The following is a 22,585-nucleotide window of genomic DNA, read 5'->3' as shown; positions in this document are numbered from 1 at the left end:
AATAATAAGCAAAGGAAGATTGTAATGTATAAAATAGCAGTGGCGGGCACGGGTTACGTAGGGCTCGTTGCCGGCGTTTGTTTTGCCGAAATAGGCCATCAAGTTACGTGTGTCGATCTTGATGAAAGAAAATTGGAGCTTATGAAATCCGGAGTCTCTCCAATCTATGAAGCAGATTTAGAAGAATTGATGCAGAAGAATTATTCTGCTGGAAGAATTGATTATACCACCGATTATAAATCGGCTTACAAGAATGCGGATGCTATCTTTATAGGTGTCGGTACACCTGAACAGCATGACGGTTCTGCAAACCTTTCTTACATAGCCACAGTCGCTAGGCAGATCGCCGAAACAGTCGAAAAGGACTGCCTTGTCGTTGTAAAATCAACCGTTCCCGTTGGAACCAATGATAAAGTGGAACAGTTTATACAGGACTTCCTACTTCACGATGTCAAAATAGAAGTGGCCTCAAATCCGGAATTCCTGGCTCAAGGCTCTGCCGTGCATGATACATTGCATGCTGAAAGAGTTGTGATCGGAACAGAAAGTGAGTGGGCTGAAGAGCAACTCACGAAAATCTATGAACCATTCCATATTCCGATTGTTTCGGTAAATCGAAGATCTGCTGAGATGATCAAGTATGCTTCTAACGATTTCCTCGCTTTGAAAATTTCGTATATGAATGATATTGCCAATCTGTGTGAGCTGGTCGGTGCGGACATTCAAGACGTCGCAAGAGGAATGAGTTTTGACCAACGGATCGGCAGTAAGTTCCTAAACGCTGGCATTGGTTATGGAGGATCGTGTTTCCCTAAGGACACGAAAGCATTAGAGTATATTGCCAAGCAGAACCATTATGAATTGAAAACCGTCAAGGCTGCAATCGACGTAAATAAAGAGCAGAAGACCTTGCTTTATAAGAAAGCGTGTAGAAGGCTAATTACCTTTAATGGCCTTAAGGTTGCGGTGTTAGGTTTGACCTTCAAGCCTGGAACCGATGATTTACGGGAAGCTGCCTCTCTTGAGAATGTACCTCTTCTTATAGAGCAAGGAGCGAATATTTATGCTTATGACCCAGTAGGCGCCAAGAACTTTGCTAAGATTCATCCTGAAGGGGAAAATGGAAATGGCACAATTACATATGTATCAGACATTGAGCAAGCGTTAGCTGGGGCGAATGTCTGCTTCATTTTTACGGAGTGGGGTGAAGTGAAAGCTGTCACACCTGAATTGTATAAGAGACTGATGCGTACTCCTCTTGTCTATGACGGACGGAATATTTACGGTGTGGAAGATATGCAAGTCGCGGGAGTTGAGTATCATTCGGTTGGAAGAAGACCTGTTGTTCCAACTAGAAGTGAATTGAAGGAGTTGAATAGCCTTGAATTACAGGCCGCTAAATTCTAGTAAAAACTACCTTGTCACCGGGGCGGCGGGATTCATTGGCTATTACCTGTCCAGGAGACTTTTGGAACAAGGCTGTGTCGTGATTGGCATCGACAATTTAAATGATTACTATGATGTTAATCTTAAGTATGCCCGCTTGAATCAGCTTAAGTCTTTTGAGAGATTTACGTTCATTGAAGATGATATTGCTGACAAGGTGATGATCAAGTCGATCTTCGAAAACTATAAGCCGAATATAGTCGTGAATTTGGCTGCACAAGCTGGAGTGCGGTATTCAATCGAGAATCCGGACGTCTACATCCAAAGCAATATCATCGGGTTTTATAATATACTTGAAGCATGCAGGCACTATCCAGTAGAGCATCTCGTATACGCATCATCGAGTTCGGTTTATGGCTCCAATAAGGAGGTACCTTTCAGAGAGACTGACTTCGTAGATAGCCCGGTATCGTTGTATGCGGCTACAAAGAAATCCAATGAATTAATGGCCTATACTTATAGCCATTTATACGACATCCCTGCTACAGGACTTCGCTTCTTTACGGTTTACGGCCCACTGGGACGGCCGGATATGGCCTATTTCAGCTTCGTTGATAAATATGTAGCGGGCGATCCGATCAAGATCTTCAATAATGGTGATTTTGAACATGATCTTTATCGTGATTTTACGTTCGTCGATGATATAGTGACCGGCATTGTGCGCCTATTGAGCAATCCCTCTATTGGGGAAGATGGTGTTCCCCACAAAGTATTTAATATCGGTAATAATAATCCTGAAAAGTTAATGAACTTTATTGAATCACTCGAGAAGTGCTTGAGTAATGCTCTTGGTAGAGAAGTTGTATTCGAGAAGGTGTATGAGCCCATAAAGCCAGGTGATGTGCCTGCTACATATGCATCGACTGACTTATTACAACAAGTAGTAGGGTTCAAGCCAGAGACTCCAATTAAAGAAGGATTGCAAAAATTCGTGGACTGGTATGTTGAATTTTATAATGTGAAGTAAGGCGAGACGGAAACTAATTTAGTTTCGAAAATTCATGCGATTATTTACTCATGGTTTGAAAACGATTTTGATTACTTTTAATGTCTGCGAGGTAGAAATAATGACTGAAGTTAAAATAACAAGGAAAAGAAGAAAAAAGAAGCGTAAAGCCCTATGGATTACCTTAATTACACTGCTAATTCTTGCTGGATCCGGCTGGGGTGGATTTCATTATCTTACCCATAAGGATGTTCAGGCTGAAGACGTTGGAGTAGATCAGGACTTCTTTGACTTCTCTAATTTTGATCTTGAATCTAATATACCACCGGTCTCTAACAATGGAAAAGAAGAAGAAAAATCTCCCTCCAAGGTGGCTTCTGGAAATTCCAGCAGCGATGGACCCAGTACTAATACAAACAATACAAACGTAGAAAATACAACGAAACCAGAATCAGGAGATGCAGAGCAAGAGCAAAATACTGATCCGAAGGATATAGCACAGGAGATTGAAAATAAATATTCTGCAACTTTTAAAAGTTTAGAGGTTGTCGCTACTACGAAACTTAACACTTTAGCTGAAAATGCATTGAAAGACTATAGATCTGGGCGGTCACTAACGGATCTCTCCTCAACCTATATGAGTGCATCCAATAAATTACAGAACAAAGTGGATTCAACATTCTATAAACTACTAGATGAGATGAAGGCAGAACTGAAAGCTAACGAACTCAATAATGACCTAGCTCAAAAAGCGGAATCTACTTACACACAAGCAATTGCTGCTAAGAAGTCAGAAATGCTCGATAAAGTGCTACAATTTAAATAGAAGAGAGATAAATATTTGGTTTCATCTGGTTCTTCATAACCGCTTCTTTACTTTGAGGAGCGGTTGTTTGCTTATGTGAGGTGACTTATATCGCTCTTTCAAGCCATTTTCGAACCTTAATTGGTAGAACTTCATCTGATCAAAAAAGGGAATTAACGTAACTTTGTTTAAAAAAGTGGGACGAAATATATAAAACATAAATAAGGCTGGTTACATCAGATTAAAAATAAACTACTTGGTAATAGGTATCCGATTATATGGCATTAATCAGAATATAGGAGCAGGTGATAATTTATGGTTTACTATTTATCTCAGAATAAAAAGAAGTGCGCTGAATGTAATAAGGACTTGATTGAAGGAAGAGATAAAGTAACATGGCTCTCTGAAGAAGGACAAGAGCCACTTGAACTTATAACTGACTTATTGCTATGCACTACATGTAGACGCTTGTATATCAAAAGCAATCGAAAAAAAATAAATGGAGAGGTTTATTTCGTTCCTACGGTGGAAGTTACCCCAAAAAACAACAAAAGAGAAAATCAGGCCAAAAGAAAACAAAGTTTAGGGATTTTTGCTTCTTCCAGTAACAGTAAAAGGTGTTCCACATGTGAATTTCATTCAAATCATGTATGCGCCATCCATTTGATCAAAACAAATACAAAAGATCTATGTAATCAATATAAGAATCATTATAAACGAATTGTTTATGGCGGAAGCTTTTCTTCAAAATAGATAAGAGATTACGCTAGTATACCTGGGGTTATGGTTATGTAAGTTCGGGTACATTATTTCAAATCACTCCGTTTTTGGCCAACCATAACACCATACACTGAATACTATTCTTTCTTTAGTAAAATGGATTAGGATATATCATTAATCTGTTCTTCCAAGGATAAAATCAATTGAAACATGAAATATATCGGCGAGCTGCGATAGCGTGTCAAGGTCTGGCTTCCTGCGATTCTTCTCATAGTGAGACAATGCAGCTCTGCTTATCCCAATTGTCGAAGACAATTCCTCTTGAGTCCATCCTTTCTTTTCCCTTAGTTCCGCAATACGATTGCCATAATTCATTTATTTCCCCCCTACTGATTTGAATAATAGTAAACAGAGAATTACAACCCCTGCGTTACAGAATGTATCGTAATTGAGTTACCACGTCAAGTGCAGGCATGATATTTTAATCTGTCAATCCATAAGTTAAACAATGGAATTAATAATATAGTCATTGTCTCTATCCTCTAGACAATCACTGCCTTATTATAATTCTTAAAGTTGGATTTATTGATGTATATGTATAACTAAGCATAGGAGAATATTAAGGAATTAATTGATTACTATATTAAAAAGGGGTTGACATGATACATATTGTATCTTAAAGTAAAGTCGTTAACGATACTAATCGTATCATAATTGCTTAGGTACATAAAGATATATTAGGCAAAATTACTGGTTTTCCATTTTAAAAAAATGAAGGAGAGAAGAGAATTATGGCAAGGGCCTCGAGTAAAAGTACATTGGTTACTGTAATGAATCCCATGTCTCCTGCAGCGGAGGGATATCGCACGCTTCGAACCAACATCCAATTTTCGATATTGGATAAACAAATTCAAGTGATTATGGCTGCGTCTGCTCAAATGAATGAAGGGAAAACAACAACGATTAGCAACTTGGCAGTAACATATGCACAAGAAGGGAAAAAGGTCGTGATTATAGATGGGGATCTCCGCAAACCATCTTTACATCATATATTTATGCAACCAAACCATAATGGTTTAACAAGCGTCCTAAGCCGGCAGTATGACCTGGACGAAGTCATAAGACAGACATACGTTGATAATTTGTATCTCATTCCATCTGGCCCGATTCCACCTAATCCCACCGAGCTTTTAGGCTCGCAACAAATGAATGACCTTATGGAACAATTAAAACGAGACTATGATGTCATTTTATTTGATACCTCACCAATAATGGCTGTAACGGACGCATTAATCATTAGCTCTCTATGTGACGGGGTGGTCTTAGTTATTCATGGAGGCAAAGTTAAAAAGGAAATTGTTCATAAGGCAAAGGCACAACTTGATCATGCTAAAGCAAACATATTAGGAGTTGTACTCAATCAAGTACCTGTCCGTGGAAATGATGCTGATTATATCTATTATAATGATACAAAATCTTTATAGAAGGGGTTTATCTCGTGTAACGAACGAAATTGACCCGTAGGCGAGTTCCCGATAATTTAAATAAGAAGATTTTGAGGAATTTGAAAAGGATCTGTTCTTCTTTTGCGGTAGAGCCGCATATCTATAGTATGCTGCAGGCTATGCTGGGCAGAGGACATTTCCACAATTTCTTATAAACAGATCAATTGGCAAGGTTGACAGAAAATGATGAAAGTTCTAAATGTTTTGACTAAAAGTGAGCAGGTAATTTTCTTGATGCATATAATCAATTACATCTCCCTCAACAGACGATTTTGCAAGAAAAGTATTTTGGTAAGTTATCCGCACGATGGCTAACAGAAGGAACGTTCTGTGCTTTTAGGCATTACACATGGTGCTCTTGGTAAGGAAATGAATAGATACGTTAAAGAAAGAAAACATTCGGACCTTACTCTTCGGGAAATCGTTACCGGTGGCTGTCTGCCTATACAACATGCAGAGAAAGTATTGAAATCACATATTTTGAGCCTTCATAGGTAGAGGTATATTGAAGTGCCTTGCCGTAGCTGGAGCAATGCCTCCGAACCGCTCAGCCATTTTTAGATGAGAGAGAAAGACTGGAACTGCAGCAAAAGGCGAGTAGCCCTTCAAAGATCAGTCTGTGGGAAGTCATACTTTTATCCATACCGGCGTTTGATGATGTGCACTGCTGCTTTCCTCAATCTTTCTGTTCTATTTAAAATGGTCCCTCCCTACATAACCAAACCCATATTTGATGAAATAGCTGCTCCTACCGAACGGACGGGGAATCTTCCTTGGATGAACGTTGGCTTTGCAGTGCACTTATCGGAAACACCTGTCCTGATGCCACGTTGATACATAAGTATTCATACTAGCGGCAGGATTGTTGGTGATAATCGGCGAGATATGTTTAATGCGATCATAGCTCAAACGTTGATTTTTCTTTATTAAGTTCTCATATCACAATTCATCGGAAGAATACATCATGATATACCGAAATGAAATCGTTTTGTCCGGAGGTATTACATAAATTCTAGCCAGATATTAACCATTGAATGAAATTTTTACATGTTAATCTACCTGAACGGGTGGTTATCATTAAAGGTTATATTTTTTTGTGTGATGTGATTTTGGGCAAAGATCCACGTCCTTTGGCAGGCCCATTAGCAATCTACAGTCCATATACAAGTAGGATCGGAGAAGTATTTTAGGGCAATTCGTGCCATCTAGGCTTTGGGATAGGAAAAAACATATAGAGGAATCATCTATACAAACTTTGGCGTGTTTACCCGGTTTACAGGTGGGCGGAGTGTAATCTCTGATGAGATGACGATTGAAAACCTAAGCACATATACGGCTTACTGAATGATTTTTTTGGTCCGATCCGATGTTTCTCCCTATCGATTAGTTGGGTGAGTCGAAGCGAAGCAATATTATAGGTCTACAAAGATTTTATTGGGCTTTTCACTTTGCTGCAAGTAGAGCCAGCGGGTTTGAAACGTCGACACAGATTATCGAGAAAAAACTTTCTATGGAAAAGAAAAAATCATATTAATGTCATACAGTGACAGATTGTGAAGGAAGCCGTTTTGAAATTCCAGATATTTTGCTTCTCGAAGCTCACAGCGTAAAAGAATGGACAAAATTCAACTAATCATCAGATGAATCTTCTTAGTTATACAAGTGGTAACATGAAACTATTTGTATCAACAAAGTTAGATAGAGAAAAATATGGCTTGACACGATACTTTATGTATCATATAGTGAACTACGATACATAATGTATCGGTAGGAGGGGTTGTTTAATACTAAAAGGGGGGGAAAGCATGGAATTAGAATTGAAAGAATACGCACAAATTGTCAAAAAAAAATTATGGCTCATTCTTTTTATCGTGATTTTGGTTGGTTCGACAACAGGAATCTACAGCTATCTTTTCGTTCAACCTAAATACGAAGCGAGTAACAAACTGATCATCACCAGTGGAGAGAAAGATCAAAAAACAGGTATTCAAAAGAATGATGTAGATATGGGGATACTGTTGGTCGATACGTACAAAGAGATGCTTTCAACCACTGCTGTTCTTGAGAAAGTAGTTGATCGTTATCCTGATCTTAATTTGACTGTAGATGCCCTTCTGGAAAATATGAAGGTTGAAACGGTAGCAGATACTCCTGTACTGATTGTTTCTGTTAGAGAATACAGCTATTCTTCAGCTTCGCAAGTAGCGGATGCGGTGTCAAATGTATTTAAATCTGAGGTTCCCCGCATTATTCAAGCCGGCAGCTTAACCATCTTAAAAGAAAGGAGTAATAATCCATCTCCAGTCACTCCCAGCCCTCTAATGTACACGATCATCGCAGTGGTAGTCTCCCTAATACTTGGCATCGGTCTTGCCTTTTTAATTGAATACTTGGACGATTCCATTAAGAGCGAGGAAGATGTAACACAGCTTCTTGGGTTAACGACACTAGCCGTTATTCGGAATATGAAGGCATCAGATTTACGGGATAAAAGATCTGTCAGCTCAAAACTGCAAAAATTACGGGAGACGGGTACAGTTATTCAGCAATAATTTTCTCAGTACATTTCCTTCCTGTCGACTCAATCAGTCACACAATCACCGTGAAATACCCTATGTTCATTTCCAAATAAATGATTGAAATCAAAAATAATTATACTCGTTTGATGATAGGAGGAGGACTTGTGACAAAAATCAAGAAGGCCATAATTCCCGCAGCAGGTCTGGGCACGAGATTCTTGCCGGCAACGAAAGTGATGCCTAAGGAAATGCTGCCAATCGTTGATAAACCCACGATTCAGTATATCGTGGAAGAAGCTATCGAATCTGGGATTGAAGATATCATTATTGTTACGGGGATTGGAAAGAGAGCGATAGAAGATCACTTTGATCATGCATTTCAATTGGAACATAAGTTGTTTGAAGCTCGAAAAATGGATCTGTTAAAGGAGGTTCAGCACCCTTCGAGATTGGCGGACATCCATTTTATTCGGCAAAAAGAACCGAATGGCCTAGGGCACGCCGTGTGGTGTGCTCGGAAATTTATCGGGAATGAGCCGTTTGCAGTTTTACTTGGGGATGACATTGTTAGAGCAGATACACCATGTTTGAAACAACTGATGCAACAATTTTCCCTTACCCAAAGTTCGATCGTTGGCGTGAAACAGGTAGCCACTGAAGAGGTCAGTCGCTATGGAATAATCGCGCCTGGAGAAGAACGCTCCAACTTATATCATATCAATCATCTTGTTGAAAAGCCCTCACCAGAGCAAGCCCCTTCGAACTTGGCCATCATGGGCCGTTACATACTCACACCTAAAATATTTGACTTCTTAGACGAAATGGAAATCGGAGTGGGCGGTGAGATCCAGTTAACAGATGCGATCCAGAAGCTGACTCAGGTCGAAAGAGTATACGCCTATAATTACGATGGCATTCGTTATGATGTCGGAGAAAAGTTAGGGTTTATTCTGACCACGTTGGATTTTGCCATGATGAGGGATGAGCTTCGTGGACCGCTGCTGAAAGCGATGGAACAAATATTTGATCAACAACATAATACGGTAAGTTAGGTTTATAGCCATGAATATGAACCTATTAGAAAAAACGTTGGTTGTAGAACAAGTCAATGAAGCGTATAACGTTCCTCTATCGAAGGAACGAGTCCAATATTTAATGTGCAAAAGATCTCTGGATGTGATTCTCTCTTTTCTAGGCCTGATCCTGCTGACCCCTTTATTTCTTCTCTTAGCCATACTGATTAAAGTTGAGGACCCGAAAGGACCAGTATTTTTTTCGCAAACTCGTGTTGGTAAAAACGGAAAATTATTTAAAATGTACAAATTTCGCTCAATGGTACGTAATGCCGAGGAAAGATTAAGTGAACTTATTCATCAAAGCGATGTACAGGGTGCGATGTTTAAAATGAAGCATGATCCACGGATTACGAAAGTGGGGAGAGTGATTCGCAAGTCCAGCTTGGATGAATTACCGCAACTACTAAACGTATTACGTGGAGACATGAGCCTTGTTGGTCCTAGGCCACCCCTGCCTCGAGAAGTTAGTGAATACACTTCCTATGATATGCAGAGGCTTCTTGTTGTTCCTGGCTGTACGGGGCTATGGCAGGTCAGTGGTAGAAATCATATTGGCTTTCGAGAAATGGTGGAATTGGACTTGAAGTATATTCGCGAACGATCTTTTAAAAAAGATATATATATTCTGCTGAAGACGGTAAAGGTTCTGGTCGGTTCTGATGATGCCTATTAACATGCTAAACCTAAAGGAGAGGTTTTTGGAATGAATCTTGAATCTAAAATTTACATTGCTGGACATACAGGGCTTGTGGGCTCTGCAATCGTAAGGGCAATCAAGGCACAAGGATATCGGAATTTGATTTTCAGGAGTAGTCAAGAACTAGATTTGCGTGACAAGGAACAGGTGGTTCGTTTTTTTCATGAGAATAATATTGATTTTGTGTTTCTCGCTGCTGCTAAAGTAGGTGGGATTGTAGCGAACAACGATTATCCAGCAGATTTTATCCGCGATAACCTCCAAATTCAAACGAATGTTATTGATACAGCTTACCAGTACGGTGTAAAAAAGCTATTGTTTCTTGGCTCTACTTGTATTTATCCAAAGTTTGCTCCTCAACCGCTGCGGGAGGATTACTTGTTAACGGGTGAATTGGAAGAGACAAATGAGGCTTATGCAATTGCAAAAATTGCTGGCATTAAAATGTGTCAGGCCTATAATCGGCAATACGGAACGAAGTACATTTCGGTTATGCCTACAAATTTGTATGGTCCAGGAGATAACTTTGATTTGGAAACCTCCCATGTATTACCTGCGCTGTTACGAAAAATACACGAGGCTAAACAGAATCACCTTGACACGGTCGAAATTTGGGGGTCCGGGAGCCCTCGTAGGGAATTCCTCCACTCTAATGACTTGGCAGATGCTTGTTTATATTTAATGAATCACTATGAAGGTGATGACATCGTCAATATCGGTACAGGGGAGGACATTTCCATATATGAGTTGGCCAATCACCTCAAATCTATTATTGGATTTGAGGGAGAGTTTGTATTTAACACCTCAAGGCCTGACGGAACACCAAGGAAATGGGTGGATGTCTCCAAATTAAAGGCGATGGGTTGGGCTTCGCAGATCTCCCTTGTTGATGGCTTGAAAGCTACATATGAGTGGTATACCAAACAAGAAAAAATACTTAGTAATTGAGGGGGATCACGCGGATGAAAAGAGCATTAATTACAGGTGTCACCGGACAAGATGGTTCTTACTTGGCTGAATTTTTATTAGAAAAGGGTTATAAAGTCTACGGGCTTCGCCGTAGAACAAGTACACCTAATTATGAGAATGTGCAAAAAATTAAGGATCAAATTGAATGGTTATCAGGTGATCTTACGGACATGGCTTCACTGATGGAGGCAGTTCGAGTTTCACAGCCTGACGAGGTTTACAACTTAGCAGCTCAGTCCTATGTAGCTGCTTCATGGCCACAGCCACTTGCGACGGGGCATATGACCGCTATTAGTGTAACGAATATGCTAGAAGCTGTTCGTTTAATGAAGCCAGATGCGAAATACTATCAGGCATCAAGCAGCGAAATGTTCGGGAAAGTACAGGAAACCCCACAGCGAGAAACTACCCCATTTTATCCTCGCAGTCCATATGGTGTTGCCAAAGTGTATGGACACTGGATTACGGTTAATTATCGTGAAAGTTTTAATATGTTCGCATGTTCCGGAATTTTGTTTAATCATGAGTCTCCTAGAAGAGGGTTGGAATTCGTAACCCGCAAAGTTACTGATGCTGTCGCACGTATTAAATTGGGATTGCAAACAGACCTTAAAATGGGTAACTTGGATGCTCTTCGTGATTGGGGGTTTGCGGGAGATTATGTTAAGGCAATGTGGCTGATGCTGCAGCAGGAGGAGCCCGACGATTATGTCATCGCGACTGGTGAGATGCATTCAGTAAGAGAATTGCTTGAGACTGCTTTCTCCTATGTTGATCTTAATTACCGTGACTATGTGATCATTGATTCTCAGTTTGTTCGGCCTGCAGAAGTAGATTTACTTCTTGGGGATTGTAACAAAGCAAAGGAACGGCTTGGCTGGGAAATTGAACTTAGTTTTAAACAACTCATCCACATGATGGTAGACGAAGACCTAAGACGCGTGCAAGCTGAACAAAAATATAATGAGGAATTATCCCGGGTGATGGTCTAAGGAGCTCTGTAAAGATGAAAACGAAGCTGAGATTGTTGAACAACCGGGTTATCAATGGTGGCATATGGACATTTATTGGAAGATCCGTGTTTGCTTTCTCAGCACTGGTCACAAATGTACTACTGTCAAGACTGTTAAATACTATGGATTTTGGGACGTATATGCTGGCTTTTAGTATTTCCTTTTTTGGAAATATCGTAGGTATTCTTGGAATTAATCAAAGCATTATTCGATTTACTACGGAGAACATCCAGCGAAAACGCTATTTCCAAATGAAAAGAGCGGTTCATGCATCATTATGTATCGCATTGGCAGGAGCCATAGGAACGGTTATTTTGTACGTACTGCTTCAGCATTTTGTCCTGAGCCGATTTATGAATTCATCTCAGCTAGATAACATTGCGTTATTAACTGGAATTTGGATTTTAGCGAATATAATACAGCAATTTATCGGAGAAACCTTCCGTGGGTTACATGAGATTAAGTATGCTTCCTTATTTGGTGGAGTACTTAGCAACATATTATACATCACATGTCTAATCACAATGATGATTTTAGGATCCGGACAATTGGATCTATCTACAGTCATCCTTACGGTGAGCGTATCGCTATTATTAAACTGCATTTTAGGTGGGTGGATTCTTCGTAGGAAGCTGAAGTCTTTTCCTAATCATGACCAAGGGACCGTTCTAAATACAGATAAGGTGAAGTCTTCAGTTATATTCCGAGTTTCATATCCGATTATGCTTTCAAATGTGGCGATTTTTTTTCTTACTTCCACAGATCTATGGATCTTAGGTGTCTTTCAAAGTGAAGAACAGGTTGCGATCTATGGGGCGGCCGTACGTTTGATTGCAACAATCAATTTTTTTGGAGTTCTCCTCAATCTGGTTTTGTCAACACACATATCTGAGAAGTATGCCAGCGGACAGCTGAATGAACTAGAGAAAACGGGGAAGTTAGTAACCTTCCTTGTGACTCTTCCAGCCATTTTCCTGGTACTTGTTTTTATGTTTTTGGGCGAAGAGATTCTTGGTGTATTCTTTGGTTCCTACTATTCCAAAGCAGAGCCAATACTCGTTGTACTCAGCATCGGTCAAGTAATTAACTTACTCGTAGGACCCTCGGGTTTGATTCTTACGCTTACAGGCAATGAAAGAATGATGTTAAAAATTTCTTTGTTTACAAGTTGCATCACGATAATTGGAGCAAGTATTGCTGCGAAATTAGCTGGTCCGGTTGAAGTTGCTATTGTTATGGTGGCTGGATTGGTATTGCAAAACGCAATATTGCTTTATGCGACTAAGAAGAAACTAGGTATCATGATTTTTTTCAACCCATTACTTATGTGGAAGTATTCTCGTTCTGGTATACGTTTGGTCCGTTTCTGGTTCAAGAAAAAATCAAGGGAGACTATTTTAAATGAATAGAACGGGAGTACAACCAAGATTAACATCTGGCGGAGTATTTATTTCAATCGTAACGGTTTGTAAAAACAACAAAGAAGGACTTATACGTACTTGGGAAAGTGTTTTGTTACAGGAAACGAATGATTGGGAATGGATTGTTATCGATGGAGTCTCCGTTGATGGAACGCTCCCATTTTTAAATGAACTTTCCGATCCAAAGGTCAATTATATTAGTGAACCAGACGAAGGTCTTTATGACGCCATGAACAAGGGCATTGAAAGAAGCTCCGGTCAATATATATTATTTTTGAACTCGGGCGATCAGCTGCAAAATCCCGATGTTATCAATTTAATCAAACATTCAGCTAAGCAAAATAACTGTCCAGATTTCTTATATGGTGATTCGTATGAAATGACTTTACGAAAGGATCTCCTATATAAACGCGCTAGAACTTATCGGACATCATGTTCACAAATCATCAGGCGATGGTGTACAAAAGATCAAGTATAGGGGATATACGATATCGCCTTGAATATCCGATCGGTGCCGACTATGCATTTACAGCAGAAATACTTCGTACCAGGGCTACTTCCTACTATATTCCGAAATCCATATGTATTTTCGAGCAAGGTGGTCTCTCTTATACACACCAGAAGCGAGGGGAAGAGGATCAATGGCACATCCGCAGGGATATATTGGGTTTGTCATGGTTGCTTAGAATCCTGATTAAAATACTCCATGTGACTATCTTTCGGTTTAAAAAAAGTTTCCCCAAATACTATGAGAAGGTGCGATTTACATATGGAAAATAAAATCCCGGTTTCTGTCATCATCATGACAAAAAATGAGGAGAAGAACATACGCAAGTGTATAACATCTGTCTCAGAGTTTGCTGAAGTTTTTGTTGTTGATTCAGGTAGCACGGATAGAACGACTGAGATTGCATCCAATATGGGAGCGAACGTCGTAGATTTCCGTTGGAACGGCCAATACCCTAAAAAGAAACAATGGTGTTTGGATTATCTCCCTTTTCAGCATGAATATGTACTCTATGTGGATGCTGATGAAGAAGTTACTTCTCAACTAGCGCAGGAAATTAGAACCACTTTCCGAAAGGGCACGCTAAGTAATGGATACTTTGTAGGTTTCGATCTTGTGTTTATGAACAAAGTACTCAAGTACGGGCACCGGATGTATAAGCTTGTACTGTTAAACCGCCACAAGGGTAAATTTCTTGATTACAATGATTTAAATGCCTCAAATATGTGGGAGGTTGAGGGACATTATCAACCACAAATTGAGGGAGACACAGCTGTTTTGAAAGGAAGCATGGTGCATTACGATCACGACTCATTGTTTGATTATTTTGCCAAACATAACCGGTACTCGGATTGGGAAGCGGTTGTCCGTTCGAATGGTGCTATGAGCAATTTGAATGAATCTCAAATTTTTATCCGAACTTTCCAAAAACGCATTTTTAATCGGATTCCAATGAAGTGGTTAGTGTCATTTCTCCATTCTTATATTATCAAGCTTGGATTCCTTGATGGATCTGCTGGATTCCATTACGCGTTTGCTCGTTGTATGTACTACTGGCAAATAGGTATCAAAATGAAAGAAATTGAATTTCACCAAAATCAGCAACAGAGAATGAAACTAGAGTCTGAGCTTAGAAAGGCGCAGGAAGGGATATGAATTCTAAAACGGCGGTGACGTTGGCAACGCCAGGAATTGAGACTGTATTAGCGGGAGGGAAGGCGTGGACTAGTTATGCATTTATTTGCGGGCTACTTATTTACGCAGTATACAGTGCGCCCTTTCCAGCCCAACCGGGTCTTATCGAAGGTATTATTGCTGCACTCCTCATCGTTTTTGTTTCCGTCCCAACAGGCATTGTGGTTATGAGTGGTGGGTTTACAATCTACCAAAAATATAATCTTTTCCCGGTTGCACTTCATATTGGATTCTTTACGATGCTGTGGTTAGGTTTGTTTAACGGAGCGGTTGTATATTCTTGGAATGTTGTTGATATCATTCGAGATCTTATCCCATGTGTGTACATATTTGCTCCCTTTTTGCTGTTGCCAGCGATGAAGCGATCTAAATTAGATTGGTTCAAGATACTGCCTTGGATTTTGTCCATTAACGGAGTGGTATTCGCTGTAAGATTTTATCTTGAGGCAGGCATCTCACCTTTAGATGTTGGGAAAATGTATTACTCCGATAATCTTCTATATTTGCCTTATGATCCGAGCGTAAGTTTTGCAAGTATTTTTCTTCCCATTATGGCCGTACATACCTGGAAGGGAACAAACCTATTCCGTTGGAGCGGTAGTCTACTTATGCTTGTAGCTGGCTTAGTCTCACTCGGTTCCTTGATGGCTGTGGCCCAACGGGCACCACTCGGATTAGCTGTGCTTAGTTATTTTATCTATTTTTTGATCGGGTCTCGGAAATCATTCAAAAAGATAATACTACTCCTCATCATATTGATCTCTGTTTTCATTTTAGTGCAGGATCAGTTAGCAAGTACATTCGATTTGCTAATGACTAAACAAGAAGATTACGGCATGAATGGAAAAAATAACGAGATGATCGCTGTACTGCATGAAACTTCTCGGTCTATATATTCTTTGTTTTTCGGAATTGGGTGGGGTGGACTATTTTATGATCCAACCTATAACGCAGAAGTTTCATTTACTCACTCAGCTATAACCTTCTTTTTGTTAAAAGGAGGGATTATTGGCCTATTGGTTTTTCTGTATTATCTGTCATGGATATCTAGAAGAATACTGTTGAATATGACAGTTAGCAAACTTCCATATAGTTTGTCGGTTATTGTCCCACTTACCATCGGCTTAATATTTCAGCCAACGTTTAAGACACTTTCATATGGAATGGTGCTTACATTCCTGTGTCTACTGTTTCCCAATTCACATACAAGGAGGCAGGAATCTTGAATCAGAAAGCTACCATGCATGTTAGCCTAACCTCCCTTCAGATGCTGGACTTCAGAAAGAATGTTCTTGGCAGTTTAGCCTTTATCATCGCGCTGCTTAGCTATTCCCTTTTTAGTGCTCCTTTTCCAGTGAAGATGGGCATTGCAGAAATATTAATTGGAGGCCTCCTAGTTTTATTTGTATCCATACCGACAGGACTTATTGTAATGACGGGAGGATTTACGCTTTATCAGAGGTATCATGCATTACCAATGTGGCTTCATATGGGGTTCTTCCTTCTCTTATGGTGGGGATTATTTAACGGTGGGATTATCCAAGGATGGAATGTTACAGATATTGTCCGTGATATCATCCCTTGTGTGTATTTGTTCGTTCCAATGCTGTTGCTTCCTGCGATGCAGCGATCCGGAGTCAATTGGCTACAATATCTCCCATGGATCATAGCCATTATGGGGGTCATCTTGTCCTTGCGATTTTACCAGGTCGCTCAAATCTCACCACTGGATGTAGGCAGAATGTATTATTTTGATAATTTTTTATACTTATCATATGATCCCTCAGTAATTTTTGCCGGCATCTATTTACCGCTAATGGCCGTTCATACCTGGAAAAGCAATAAACTTATCAGTTGGTTAGGAAGTCTGATGATGGTATTAGGTGGATTCTTAGCACTTGGCTCATTAATGGCCGTTGCGCAACGGGCTCCACTAGCACTGGCTGCCCTATGTTTCGGCGTATATTTGCTAGTTGTTACACGTCAGTCTTTTAAAAAGCTGCTGCTCCTGATCTTGTTACTTGTAGGCATATGGCTTTTTGCCCAGGATCAAATTCAAAATTCATACCAGTTGCTTGTTGATAAGCAGGAGAGTTTCGGTGCTAATGGTAAAACGGATGAGCTTGCTGCCGTTTTGAAGGAAACTTCCCAGTCACCTTTTACATTATTGTTTGGTGTGGGATGGGGAGGAGTTTTCCATGACCCTGCTGTAGACAATATGCAGGTTACTTACACGCATTCAGCACTTACCTTCTTTATGCTTAAGGGAGGAATTATAGGTATTATTATATTCCTTTCTTATTTGTTATGGATTTGTCGGAATTTCCTTCAGGGTTTTTCCATGAGTAGATTTCCACTGATATTAGCATGCGTCGTCCCGATTTTCATCGGTCTTTTGTTCCAAGTGAGTTATAAGACCCTTTCATATGGCATGATACTCACTCTAGTATGTCTCCTCTTCGATGCAAAGAGAGTTGAAAATGAAAATATTAAATGAGCCAGGGTGATGATATGTCCAAGAAAAAAATTGTATTTGTGGCTAGCTACTTTTATCCGGACTATGCTTCGACGGGGCAGCTTCTAACAGAGCTGTGTCTAGAATTACAGCATCATTTTGACATTACAGTCATTGCTGTGCAGCCCGAGATAGAGGCGGCACAAACAAACAAAAAGAGATTATTTGAGGAAGATTATTTAGAGCAGATTCGAATTGTTAGATTAAGAGCACCCTCGGTCGATAAAACGAATAAACTTAGCCGAATCAAGTTTATCGTATCTTATTTCTTCTTGGCTATAGTCGCGCTAATGAAACAGCGTGAGGTCGACTTGATTTACACGATTTCATCACCGCCTGTCATCGGAGGGTTAATCGGAGCAGTTGGAAAATTAATGAGGAGAACTAAGCTCGTCTATAATATCCAGGATTTTAATCCTGAGCAGGCTGAGGCGATCAGTTATACACGCCAGAAGTGGTTATTCAAAATAGCCAGAGGTCTGGATAATATTAGCTGCCGTGCCTCCAACCACATCATTACGGTCGGTATGGATATGCAGGAAACTCTAGTTTCTCGCTTCCGTGGAAGCCGGGTTCCAGTTAATAGTGTGATAAATAACTGGACGGATGAAGAGGATATTGTTCCTCTACAGCGGGATCATCCTAAAATCAAGCAATTTCTGGCGGAACATCAGCTTGAGAATAAGTTTATCGTTATGTATTCAGGGAATCTTGGGCTTTACTATGATTTAGAAAACATCATACAGATTACGAGTGATTTTAAAGACAATCCCGAATTTATGTTTGTCTTTATTGGAGAGGGTGGAGTCAAAAAGAAAATGGAACAATACGTTAAAAATCATGAAATTTCTAATGTATTGTTCCTTCCGTTCCAGCCGAAAGACAAAATAAAATATACCCTTAATGCGGCGCATGTACATTTGGTTGTCAATCAGAAAGGGATTAAAGGGGTTTCTGTCCCAAGTAAAATATATGGTGTGATGGCAGCCGGCAAGCCGATCATTGGTGTTCTTGAGAAAGGGAGTGAGGCATCGTCATTAATTGAGAACAGCGGTTGTGGCGTAGTGGTTGAGCCTCATTCTTATCGGGATCTGGTTCGAAGTATAGAAACCATAGCACAAATGAACCGGAATGTGTTGGATCAAGTAGGGCTAAAAGGTAGAACGTATTTGGAGAATCATTTGGCCAAAAAGACAGCGATTGAAAAGTATAAGCATTTGCTGCAAATGGTTTCTAACAATGGTTGAGGGAGGATAATTCCATGAAAATCATATTATTATCGGGTGGATCCGGCAAACGTCTGTGGCCGCTTTCTAATGACCTTAGATCCAAGCAGTTCTTGAAGGTTCTTTCTGGAACTCGGGGTGAACCTGAGTCTATGGTGCAAAGGATTTGGAAACAGCTCACGGAGGCCAGTTTGGATAAATCAGTCTTTATAACTACTGGAAGGGCTCAAGTAGATATGGTACATAGTCAGCTTTCAGGTCATGTTCCGATCATTGTAGAGCCGGAACGGAGAGATACATTCCCCGCAATTGCACTTGCATCTGTTTATTTATATTCCATTGCTAACGTTGATTTAAATGAGACAGTCGTTGTATTGCCAGTAGACTCCTATGTCGATAATTGTTTTTTTGAAACAGTTAAAGGACTGGATCGCATTCTGGAAACGTCCGAAGCTGACATAGCGCTTGTTGGTGCAAAGCCAACATACCCATCTGAGAAATACGGATATATTATTCCTCATGCAGAGAGAGAAGGCGGGGAGTCATTCCAGCGAGTAGCTTTTTTTAAAGAAAAACCCCAAGAAGATCAAGCTCAACAGTATATTGAGCAAGGCGCTCTTTGGAATTGTGGTGTTTTTGCATTTAAGTTGAACTATTTGATTCAAATGCTCATTGAAAAGCGAGTGTCTATTCAATACGATGAACTGTCGAAGCAATATGAGAATTTATCTAAAATCAGCTTTGATTACGAGGTTACAGAGAAGGCAAAACATGTGGTAGTTGCGTCTTATGAAGGAGATTGGAAAGACCTAGGCACATGGAATACGCTGACTGAACATATGGGAAGCGCGATAACTGGTCATGGTTTTATCAGTCATGATTCTGTTGGTACACACCTGGTTAACGAGCTAGATATCCCGGTAGCTGTTCTTGGACTGTCTCATATTGTCGTTGCAGCTAGTCCAGATGGAATATTAGTAACAGAAAAAGCAGCTAGCCCAAGACTCAAAGAGTTTATTCAACATATCGATCAGAGACCGATGTATGAGGAAAGAAGATGGGGATCGTATCGTGTTTTAGATTATCAGAAATGTAACGATAAACATGAAGTTTTGACAAAACGAATACGTATTCATTCAGGAAAAAATTCAAGTTATCATTATCATTTACATCACGATGAATTTTGGACTATCCTTTCAGGTAGTGGTGAAGTGATTATCCAAGATCAGTTGCAACATGTTAAAGCAGGGGATGTTTTGAAAATTCCTTCTGGTACCTTGCACAGCATTCGGGCAATCGAACACATCGAGTTAATTGAGGTTCAATCGGGTACGAGTGTCACGGAAGAGGACACCGTAAGGCTAACACTTCATTGGGCTGAAATGGTTCAATCAGTGGTGTACTAGGAGAGTGATAGGTTGTTAAGGAAATTGAAGCCATCCAAAGGGAGAATAATCATATACAGTTTAATCGCCATTATTTGGGCTGTGTTTATATTTACAATGTCATCTCAAACCTATGGTCAGCAAGATATTCAACCCCTATTACAAAGACACCTGCCGATTTCCCGGATCGAGGAATCACTATCAACCCTGGAGTTCAAGTATGGGGGCGAATCGATCAGTATGCGCGAATCCGGAGCGGCAGGATTGACCCAATTTATCATTCGTAAGGCAGCACATTTGTTCGAATACACTGTGTTTTCATGGATTTTATTTCAATTGTTTTATCGGGGATTTCGTTTGTCTATTCTTTATTCCGCGCTTATCGCGGTAGTGCTTTGTTTTGTTTATGCGGGATCTGATGAGTTTCACCAAATATTCGTAGAAGGTAGAAATCCCAAGTTGGCGGATGTCATATTAGATACAACAGGTGCTGTTTTAGGAGTATCCCTTTCCAGTTTTTTTGGTTTTTCTAAAATGCGTAAAAATCAAAGACTTACGATAAATTAAATTCAATAGGCTGACGAATACCTGGTAAAGACATTAGCTCATAGGATAAATTTATCAAAATATTTTCTTAACCGATGGGTACCCATTCATAGTTATCTACAGCATTCTTTTTACAAATATAAAGCATATCTGAAACCCCGCTACCGCCTTCAATTCTAATTATCTTTCCTCTATAATCAGTGCTGGGATTGGGCAATTTACTCGTTGGAGTAATGCTTAGTTCAGCTGTTTCTGATACTGTAGCAATCAGTTTCGAAACAGCTGTCGATTCAGCCCCATATGGAATCTGGTTTACAATGTTTGGAAGTACATAGACAGCATAAATGTTAAAATCGACTGGTTCATAAACCACAATGTCGACGATATTAGTCGACTGCTTTCTAAGTGTTTTATTGATTGTGAATCGTTCTGACCCACTTGGAAGAATTAGCGTTAGATCATTCGTATCCCCGCCGATGTCAACAAAAACTGGAGATGACTTATGAGCATTGTTACTTCCAACCAGTACAAAAGTGTAAAAATCATATTTGTCTAGTTGCTCGCTGGTGTACATTCTGATCTTCTGCTTTCCATTAGACAAACTTTGTTTGACTCTACATCCAGAAGGGGGAAGTTGAGCAAAAGTAAAACCATGGTCGGCTTCAACAGGAGCTTCTGTTGGGGAGGAGGAAAAAAGACCGGGATTTTTCAATAGATTAGTTCCTGATTCTCCGATAACAGGAACAGTTCTTCTTTCTGTCAGATAAAATGAGTCTCTGTACGGTGTATTGTCTTCAAAGTTCATAACCACCACGCAGCCAACAGGATCTAAAATGATTGGACCATGTGTAGTATCAGGATGATTAGATTGCACACGGTAATTACGAGGTCCCACAATGATAGAAGTTGAACTAGTTGATTCAGGGTCAATAGTGACGATGTAGCCTTTATTAGGATTATAACTCGTTATGGCGTAGTGATCGAGTCTACAACCATCTATGGTGACTTTCGATGAATGATTGTAAACTCCAACGAATGTTTCATACGTTGCTTCTGCATGAGATTCCAGGATAGAGATAGAGTGGGAATTATCGAGCTTAATTAAAGGAGCTGTCATTTTACTATTGGCTGCCTGTGCCTCGATTTGGACCAACTCTTCTGTTCTTCCAGTGGAAGGGTTCGCTGGGGGAACGTATTGCTCTGATCTTTCAAATGCGGTAGAAGTTATATGAACGCCATGGCTATTAACTATCTCCAGATGTGGGTAATTACGAACAGATCGTGAAAAGAAACAGTTATTAAATTCCGTACATAAGACAACATCCTCTATTTTTACACCTGTACCTAAATAACCGGTCTCCTGCCAAAAACGGCAATTTCGAAATGATAACATGTATGAACCGTAGCCTTCCATACTCGTCCCCGAACGCGTACCCTGAATATAGATACCATACTTCCCTTCACCGCAGGCACTTGAGAAAAATCTCTCAAACATTTGATGAGCCCCTTGGGGAAGACATATCCCTCCTCCATTAGCATGGTTGATATAGAAGTCTTGAAAAAGAATGGTCTCTGCCAAGCTCTTATTCGAAAATATTGCGTAGTTTGATCCAGTATAAATAAGACCGCTGTCATACATTCCATCACCAGTTATTTTCAATCCTGTTCCCTGAGTTGCGCTAGTATTAGGCCGCACTTGTTCAGGAAGTAACAGTGTCTTGGTGATTTTGTATTTTCCCCTAGGAAGATACACAGTGGTATAAACCCCAGAGGCACAGGCGTTTATTGCCTTCTGTATTGCAGCTGTATCATCAGCTTTCCCATTTCCTTTTGCACCGTAGTCTTTTACGTTAGCACGATAATTAGTGAAAAAGTTAGTCATACTCCCCACCACCCTTTTTATAAGAATAGAAATGAAATGCCTCATACCATTTCTGATGTAACATCATATTCGTTCAAATAATGGTTTGTACTAGTTAAATACATGAATTATTCATACTATTTCAGCTATTTTTTTTACATCCTTTTGTTCATTAGAAAGTTTGTATGAATGATATCAATAGAGAATAAATAAATAAATGAGTGTAAAAATGT

Annotated in this window: 19 protein-coding genes and 1 pseudogene; 18 read left to right on the top strand and 2 right to left on the bottom strand. The window is 39.9% G+C overall.

Going from position 1 to position 22,585, the window contains the following annotated elements; all coding sequences use genetic code 11:
• The first annotated feature begins 24 nt into the window (after positions 1-24).
• The 4 genes from HP552_RS08630 (at position 25) to HP552_RS08615 (ending at position 3,950) form a co-directional block, all read left to right on the top strand.
• Positions 25-1,407 (top strand): UDP-glucose dehydrogenase family protein, encoded by a 1,383-nt coding sequence (locus tag HP552_RS08630; protein ID WP_175395128.1) that lies wholly within the window; start codon positions 25-27, stop codon positions 1,405-1,407.
• Positions 1,382-2,413, top strand: a complete 1,032-nt coding sequence (locus tag HP552_RS08625; RefSeq protein WP_175395127.1) for a GDP-mannose 4,6-dehydratase — start codon at positions 1,382-1,384, stop codon at positions 2,411-2,413. Before HP552_RS08630 ends, HP552_RS08625 begins: the two co-directional genes overlap by 26 nt.
• A 100-nt stretch (positions 2,414-2,513) precedes the next feature.
• On the top strand, positions 2,514-3,218 hold the full coding sequence (locus tag HP552_RS08620) for a hypothetical protein (protein ID WP_175395126.1): 705 nt from the start codon (positions 2,514-2,516) through the stop codon (positions 3,216-3,218).
• A gap of 294 nt (positions 3,219-3,512) precedes the next feature.
• Positions 3,513-3,950 carry a hypothetical protein gene (locus tag HP552_RS08615; RefSeq protein WP_175395125.1) on the top strand — a complete coding sequence of 146 codons (438 nt, stop codon included), beginning with the start codon at positions 3,513-3,515 and terminating at the stop codon, positions 3,948-3,950.
• A gap of 147 nt (positions 3,951-4,097) precedes the next feature.
• Here HP552_RS08615 and HP552_RS08610 read toward each other — a convergent pair.
• A pseudogene (locus tag HP552_RS08610) lies at positions 4,098-4,292 on the bottom strand (helix-turn-helix domain-containing protein); the annotation flags it as partial.
• A 416-nt stretch (positions 4,293-4,708) separates the two neighbouring features.
• Here HP552_RS08610 and HP552_RS08605 point away from each other — a divergent pair.
• The 14 genes from HP552_RS08605 to HP552_RS08540 all read left to right on the top strand — a co-directional run bounded on the left by HP552_RS08605 (position 4,709) and on the right by HP552_RS08540 (position 20,512).
• Entirely contained in the window at positions 4,709-5,401 is a 693-nt protein-coding gene (locus tag HP552_RS08605) for a CpsD/CapB family tyrosine-protein kinase (protein WP_175395123.1), read from the top strand.
• Between the two features lie 1,826 nt (positions 5,402-7,227).
• Positions 7,228-7,974: a YveK family protein gene (locus HP552_RS08600; RefSeq protein ID WP_175395122.1), complete on the top strand. Its 747-nt coding sequence runs from the start codon at positions 7,228-7,230 to the stop codon at positions 7,972-7,974.
• A 131-nt stretch (positions 7,975-8,105) separates the two neighbouring features.
• Positions 8,106-8,993, top strand: a complete 888-nt coding sequence (gene galU, locus HP552_RS08595; RefSeq protein ID WP_175395121.1) for a UTP--glucose-1-phosphate uridylyltransferase GalU — start codon at positions 8,106-8,108, stop codon at positions 8,991-8,993.
• 10 nt (positions 8,994-9,003) lie between these two features.
• Entirely contained in the window at positions 9,004-9,690 is a 687-nt protein-coding gene (locus HP552_RS08590) for a sugar transferase (RefSeq protein ID WP_175395120.1), read from the top strand.
• Between the two features lie 30 nt (positions 9,691-9,720).
• Complete coding sequence (locus tag HP552_RS08585; protein WP_175395119.1) at positions 9,721-10,662, top strand: GDP-L-fucose synthase family protein; 942 nt, start codon at positions 9,721-9,723, stop codon at positions 10,660-10,662.
• A gap of 14 nt (positions 10,663-10,676) precedes the next feature.
• A complete protein-coding gene (gene gmd / locus HP552_RS08580) occupies positions 10,677-11,675 on the top strand; it encodes a GDP-mannose 4,6-dehydratase (protein ID WP_175395118.1) in 999 nt (332 codons plus the stop codon).
• 14 nt (positions 11,676-11,689) lie between these two features.
• A complete protein-coding gene (locus tag HP552_RS08575) occupies positions 11,690-13,105 on the top strand; it encodes an oligosaccharide flippase family protein (RefSeq protein ID WP_175395117.1) in 1,416 nt (471 codons plus the stop codon).
• Positions 13,098-13,595 (top strand): glycosyltransferase, encoded by a 498-nt coding sequence (locus tag HP552_RS34910; protein ID WP_246310811.1) that lies wholly within the window; start codon positions 13,098-13,100, stop codon positions 13,593-13,595. The genes HP552_RS08575 and HP552_RS34910 overlap by 8 nt, the downstream gene beginning before the upstream one ends.
• A 291-nt stretch (positions 13,596-13,886) precedes the next feature.
• The gene (locus tag HP552_RS08565; protein ID WP_175395116.1) at positions 13,887-14,780 is read left to right on the top strand and encodes a glycosyltransferase family 2 protein; all 894 of its coding nucleotides are present in this window, start codon (positions 13,887-13,889) and stop codon (positions 14,778-14,780) included.
• A complete protein-coding gene (locus tag HP552_RS08560) occupies positions 14,777-16,045 on the top strand; it encodes an O-antigen ligase family protein (protein ID WP_246310810.1) in 1,269 nt (422 codons plus the stop codon). Before HP552_RS08565 ends, HP552_RS08560 begins: the two co-directional genes overlap by 4 nt.
• Complete coding sequence (locus tag HP552_RS08555; RefSeq protein WP_246310809.1) at positions 16,042-17,316, top strand: O-antigen ligase family protein; 1,275 nt, start codon at positions 16,042-16,044, stop codon at positions 17,314-17,316. The genes HP552_RS08560 and HP552_RS08555 overlap by 4 nt, the downstream gene beginning before the upstream one ends.
• Positions 17,317-17,330: 14 nt before the next feature.
• Positions 17,331-18,581 (top strand): glycosyltransferase family 4 protein, encoded by a 1,251-nt coding sequence (locus HP552_RS08550; RefSeq protein ID WP_175395115.1) that lies wholly within the window; start codon positions 17,331-17,333, stop codon positions 18,579-18,581.
• Positions 18,582-18,595: 14 nt separating this feature from the next.
• Positions 18,596-19,966, top strand: coding sequence for a sugar phosphate nucleotidyltransferase (locus tag HP552_RS08545; protein WP_175395114.1), 1,371 nt, complete (start codon positions 18,596-18,598; stop codon positions 19,964-19,966).
• Between the two features lie 12 nt (positions 19,967-19,978).
• On the top strand, positions 19,979-20,512 hold the full coding sequence (locus HP552_RS08540) for a VanZ family protein (RefSeq protein ID WP_175395113.1): 534 nt from the start codon (positions 19,979-19,981) through the stop codon (positions 20,510-20,512).
• Positions 20,513-20,579: 67 nt separating this feature from the next.
• On the opposite strand, the gene HP552_RS08535 is transcribed toward HP552_RS08540, so the two are convergent.
• Positions 20,580-22,373 carry a glycosyl hydrolase family 28-related protein gene (locus HP552_RS08535; RefSeq protein ID WP_175395112.1) on the bottom strand — a complete coding sequence of 598 codons (1,794 nt, stop codon included), beginning with the start codon at positions 22,371-22,373 and terminating at the stop codon, positions 20,580-20,582.
• Positions 22,374-22,585 lie beyond the last annotated feature (212 nt).

Origin of the sequence: Paenibacillus xylanilyticus (genome assembly GCF_013359935.1) — a bacterium.
Lineage (GTDB): Bacteria > Bacillota > Bacilli > Paenibacillales > Paenibacillaceae > Paenibacillus > Paenibacillus xylanilyticus.
This window is presented reverse-complemented; position numbering and strand designations above follow the sequence as displayed.

Coding starts and splice junctions, on each gene's coding strand:
- HP552_RS08585 (WP_175395119.1), top strand. CDS start 9,721: ATGAATCTTGAATCTAAAATTTACATTGCTGGACATACAGGGCTTGTG.
- HP552_RS08600 (WP_175395122.1), top strand. CDS start 7,228: ATGGAATTAGAATTGAAAGAATACGCACAAATTGTCAAAAAAAAATTA.
- HP552_RS34910 (WP_246310811.1), top strand. CDS start 13,098: ATGAATAGAACGGGAGTACAACCAAGATTAACATCTGGCGGAGTATTT.
- HP552_RS08560 (WP_246310810.1), top strand. CDS start 14,777: ATGAATTCTAAAACGGCGGTGACGTTGGCAACGCCAGGAATTGAGACT.
- HP552_RS08550 (WP_175395115.1), top strand. CDS start 17,331: ATGTCCAAGAAAAAAATTGTATTTGTGGCTAGCTACTTTTATCCGGAC.
- HP552_RS08620 (WP_175395126.1), top strand. CDS start 2,514: ATGACTGAAGTTAAAATAACAAGGAAAAGAAGAAAAAAGAAGCGTAAA.
- HP552_RS08615 (WP_175395125.1), top strand. CDS start 3,513: ATGGTTTACTATTTATCTCAGAATAAAAAGAAGTGCGCTGAATGTAAT.
- HP552_RS08545 (WP_175395114.1), top strand. CDS start 18,596: ATGAAAATCATATTATTATCGGGTGGATCCGGCAAACGTCTGTGGCCG.
- HP552_RS08535 (WP_175395112.1), bottom strand. CDS start 22,373: ATGACTAACTTTTTCACTAATTATCGTGCTAACGTAAAAGACTACGGT.
- HP552_RS08590 (WP_175395120.1), top strand. CDS start 9,004: ATGAATATGAACCTATTAGAAAAAACGTTGGTTGTAGAACAAGTCAAT.
- HP552_RS08565 (WP_175395116.1), top strand. CDS start 13,887: ATGGAAAATAAAATCCCGGTTTCTGTCATCATCATGACAAAAAATGAG.
- gmd (WP_175395118.1), top strand. CDS start 10,677: ATGAAAAGAGCATTAATTACAGGTGTCACCGGACAAGATGGTTCTTAC.
- HP552_RS08575 (WP_175395117.1), top strand. CDS start 11,690: ATGAAAACGAAGCTGAGATTGTTGAACAACCGGGTTATCAATGGTGGC.
- HP552_RS08630 (WP_175395128.1), top strand. CDS start 25: ATGTATAAAATAGCAGTGGCGGGCACGGGTTACGTAGGGCTCGTTGCC.
- HP552_RS08605 (WP_175395123.1), top strand. CDS start 4,709: ATGGCAAGGGCCTCGAGTAAAAGTACATTGGTTACTGTAATGAATCCC.